The sequence below is a fragment of the Kitasatospora sp. NPDC001225 genome, assembly GCF_053597855.1.
Genome location: NZ_JBSFJC010000289.1, coordinates 1 through 3730, shown reverse-complemented (window position 1 = coordinate 3730; position 3730 = coordinate 1). Strand labels below are relative to the sequence as shown.

Genomic DNA, 3730 nt, shown 5'->3' with positions numbered 1-3730 from the left:
GTAGTCGATGCCGCCGGCCGGACGGATCCGGGGCCTGCGGGCCGAGAACCTTTCCCTCGACGGGGGACCGCAGCCGCTCCCGGTCACACCGGGGGTGACCGGAACGGACCCGCACGCCGGACCATTACCGGGGTTCGATCACGACCGAACTGTGGAAGGTCCCGTTCATCGAGCTGTAGATGCACCTTCCGGACTCGGTCGTCACCGAGACGCCGATCGACTTCGCATGCAGATTCACAGCACTCGAGCGGAATGCCGTGTACTTCACCTGGAAGAGGCCGCTTCCCGTCTGGGTCACGCTCTTGTTGTCCGAGCACCACCAGTTGATCTTGTCGCCCCCCGCGGAAGGCATTGACGACTCGTCGACATAGTCGATCAGCGCCACGCCACCCTTCCCAAAAACGACCTTGTCGGTGATCGGATTCCCGTCGTCGTCGGTCGGCTGCACGGTGACCGTCACGCCGATCTCGTCGGGCTTGTTGGAGGCGTATATCGCACCCCGCTGCTCGCCGGTCTCAAGCACTACTGAGAGCTTCGATACGGACGTCCATTTCGATGCCATGCGCTTCTCTTTCGACGTGAGGTGTAGTGAGGTTCGATCTGGCGGAAGGTCTGACGCGAGCGGTGCGGCACTCGGGGACGGGACGTCAAATTTCTCGGAGTATCCCGCGATTGGGCGCAGAGAAGCCTTTCCCACTGCAGGGCGCTCGCCGGACCCCGATGAAGGTCTAGGATTCCTTCGGAAAATTTTTGTCGCCGCGACGAGATCCGTGCGACGGTGGCTCAGCTTCCAGAATGCAAATCGCTTCTCCGGAACGACTGCTTCCCAGTCGATCGTAATCGGGCGGCCACGGCAACGCATGCTCTCGACAGGGGCGATCGGCTCGTGGCCCAGAACGGTGCCGCAGCGACGCCAACAGCGCAGCCCACCATCCTGACCAACCGGTTCGGGCCTTCCATTAAGATCCCCCGACGGTGACGAGATCATCTCGTCCGGCTCGTTCCGACCGATGGGTCGGCCGCCGCCGCTGCCGCGTCCGTCGCCGGCCCATCGGCGCCTGCCGCTGGAGACACCGAAGGCGACCCCGGCATCGACGCGGGAAACGATCTTTGGAGAGCCGGGAAGGCCCACGTCGCCGAGGAAGCGTCACTGCAGGTCAACAGATTCTGTCGGTTGGCCAAGGACCGCCCCGGGTCGGCCTCACCCTCCATGTACCGTCTGTGTCCTGTCGCACCGAAGGTTGAGCGATCTCACCGAAGGTTGACGAGTGGCCGCTTGTTGCGCTGGGTCTTGACGATGGTCCTGCGGCGTGCCGATCGGTGACGAGGTCGGTCTGAGCCGGGCCCCGAGATCGCGGACTCGCGTGCGGGGCCGGAGGCGGTGCAAATCGCCGTCTGTTGTCCTCCAGCCCCGGCCGTCCCCGTTCTAGTGCCGTATCAGGCAACGTTTGCCCTGGCAACGACCGCGCGTAGGCGCCGATCGCTGGCATGGCGGTTTCGCCAGATGATGTAGCGGCGGATCATGCTGCTCTGTTCCTTGTGGCTGGTGTGGTCGGTGCCGTCGAGGGCGAAATAGCGCAGGGCGGTGAACTGGGCCTCGATCCGGTTGAGCCAGGAGCTGTTGGTCGGGGTGTATGCGATTTCCACGTTGTTCGCCTCGGCCCACGTCCCGACCCGCTGGCAGCGTTTTGTGGTCAGGTGCGGTGAGTAGTTGTCGCAGACGATCGCGATGCGCACGTCCGCGGGGTGCAGCGAGCGCAGGTAGCGGCAGAACTCCAGGAACTTGGAGCGGTTCTTGGTCTTCTTGACGTGCCCGTAGAGCTGGTCCTTGGCCAGGTCGTAGGCGGCAAACAGATGCCGGACCCCGTGCGGGCGGGTATAGGTCGCCCGCCTGCGCGGGCGGGGATCGCGGTCGGGATCCTTGTGCCGGCCGCCGCGTTCGGCCCACTGTCGGCCCGGGTGCGGCTGGAGGTTGAGCGGTCCGAACTCGTCCAGGCAGTAGATGACTTCGGGCTCGCCGTCCTCAGGTATGACCTCACCGTCGGCGATCGCGTACAGGTGCTCGACCCTCGCCTTCTTCGAGGCGTAGTCCGGGTCGCGGGAGGTCTTCCAGGTCTTCACGTGTTGAAACGAGACGCCCGCCTCGCGGAGCAGGACCCGAAGTCCCTCGTGGCTGATGTCGTCGACCACCCCCTCGGCGACCAGGAAGTCCGCCAGCTTGGCCAGGCTCCAAATCGAGAACGGCAGGCCGTGCTCCGCCGGCTTCGACTTGGCGATCTTCTTGATCTCCCGGCGCTCGGGCAGCGTGAACGTCCTCGGTCGTCCGCCCCGGTACTTCGGGTAGAGCGAGTCGAAGCCGTCCGCGTTGAAGTTGTGGATCACATCCCGGACCCGGTCCGCGCTGGTGAACGACACCTCCGCGATCTTCGCAACCGGCATACCCTGGGCGGAGAGCAGCACCATCTGGGCGCGCCGCCAGGTCACCACGGAGCCCGTGCCTCTGCGGACTATCCGCAGTAACCGCTGGCCCTCGTCGTCATCGATCTCGCGAACACGCACTCGTTCTGCCACCCGCATAGCTTGGCGGCCGATGCCGCCGGAAGCGTCAGGTTCAGGAGGGATCACCAGAGTCGGCTGCCGCGAGCGCCTTGCCTTCAACTCCAGACCGAGTGACACCGTCGACTGCCACACAGATACCAAAGACACGATCGTGGCTGGTCCAGCCGTTGACGCGGCCACGGTTATTGCTGATCTGCACCCGCTTCCTGGCGAGGTCCACGGACGACACCAAGTGCAAGTAGACCGTCCCGGCGACACGGGCGAGGACGATGTCTCCGACCTCCACCTTCGACGGGTCGACCGGGGCAACGATCACCTGCTGCCGACTACGTATCAGCGGGACCATCGAGGAGCCGCTGGGCCGGAACGTCACGGTGGCCCCGCCAGCAACCCTGCCTGCCACTGCATCCAATGCACCCACCCGATGATCGTGGCAGATTCCCCTGCATCACCCCACCGATTTACTCCTCCGCGCTCCATCAGCGAGGCGAACGTTGCCTGATGCGGCACTAGTTCACATCTCGCCTGACCTGGGAACTTGTTCCTCCAAAGTCGGACACTCGTGTGCGGGTTTCCGGCAAGGATCTCGACAAGCCCCCCCTAGGACATCAGGGGATAGAGCACAGCTCTCCTAAAGCCGGCTTCGCCAACTCGAGTCCTCGCTGGAACATGGCAAATACTGTCAGCGACGGTTAAGTATGGTTCTGGATCAATTTCGTGATCCAGAACCGCAGACCAAAGAGTCCGAACCAACAGACAGTACGACGGCGGCCCAGCCCGCGAGGGCTGAGCCACTGTCCAAAGCCGTCCGTGACGCCGGTCAGAGGAGCGCGGCGAGGTCACGCAGCAATGCAGCCTTCGGCTTGGCGATGGTGATCGTCTGCACGATCTCACCACCCTGGGAGACGTGCATTGTGGGCAGCGACAGCACGTCGTACTTCAAGGTCGTCTCGGGTTCGCACCGGCGTCGAGCTTGGCGATGGTGATCTTGTCGCCGTACTCGGCCGCCACCTGCTCCAGGAGGGGAGCAATCTGGCGGCACGGGCCGCACCAGGTGGCCCAGAAGTCGACCAGCACGGGCTTGTCGCTGCCCAGCACCTCGGCGGTGAACGTCTCGTCGGTCACGGTAACGGTGGCGCCAGCCACAACGGTCTCCTCACATGTCACAAGC

Annotated in this window: 3 protein-coding genes and 1 pseudogene; all 4 read right to left on the bottom strand. The window is 64.4% G+C overall.

Features of this window, described 5'->3' with window-relative positions; genetic code table 11:
• Positions 1-124 precede the first annotated feature (124 nt).
• The gene (locus tag ACWDCZ_RS39330) at positions 125-562 is read right to left on the bottom strand and encodes a hypothetical protein (RefSeq protein WP_387976708.1); all 438 of its coding nucleotides are present in this window, start codon (positions 560-562) and stop codon (positions 125-127) included.
• Between the two features lie 875 nt (positions 563-1437).
• Positions 1438-2571, bottom strand: a complete 1134-nt coding sequence (locus ACWDCZ_RS39325; RefSeq protein WP_387976711.1) for an IS630 family transposase — start codon at positions 2569-2571, stop codon at positions 1438-1440.
• Positions 2572-2611: 40 nt separating this feature from the next.
• Positions 2612-2980, bottom strand: coding sequence for a S24/S26 family peptidase (locus ACWDCZ_RS39320; protein ID WP_384231952.1), 369 nt, complete (start codon positions 2978-2980; stop codon positions 2612-2614).
• Positions 2981-3379: 399 nt separating this feature from the next.
• Positions 3380-3705, bottom strand: a pseudogene (gene trxA, locus ACWDCZ_RS39315) (thioredoxin).
• Positions 3706-3730 lie beyond the last annotated feature (25 nt).

What these genes read in the sequence shown, in the direction of transcription:
- ACWDCZ_RS39330 (WP_387976708.1), bottom strand. Translation starts at nt 562, where the DNA reads ATGGCATCGAAATGGACGTCCGTATCGAAGCTCTCAGTAGTGCTTGAG.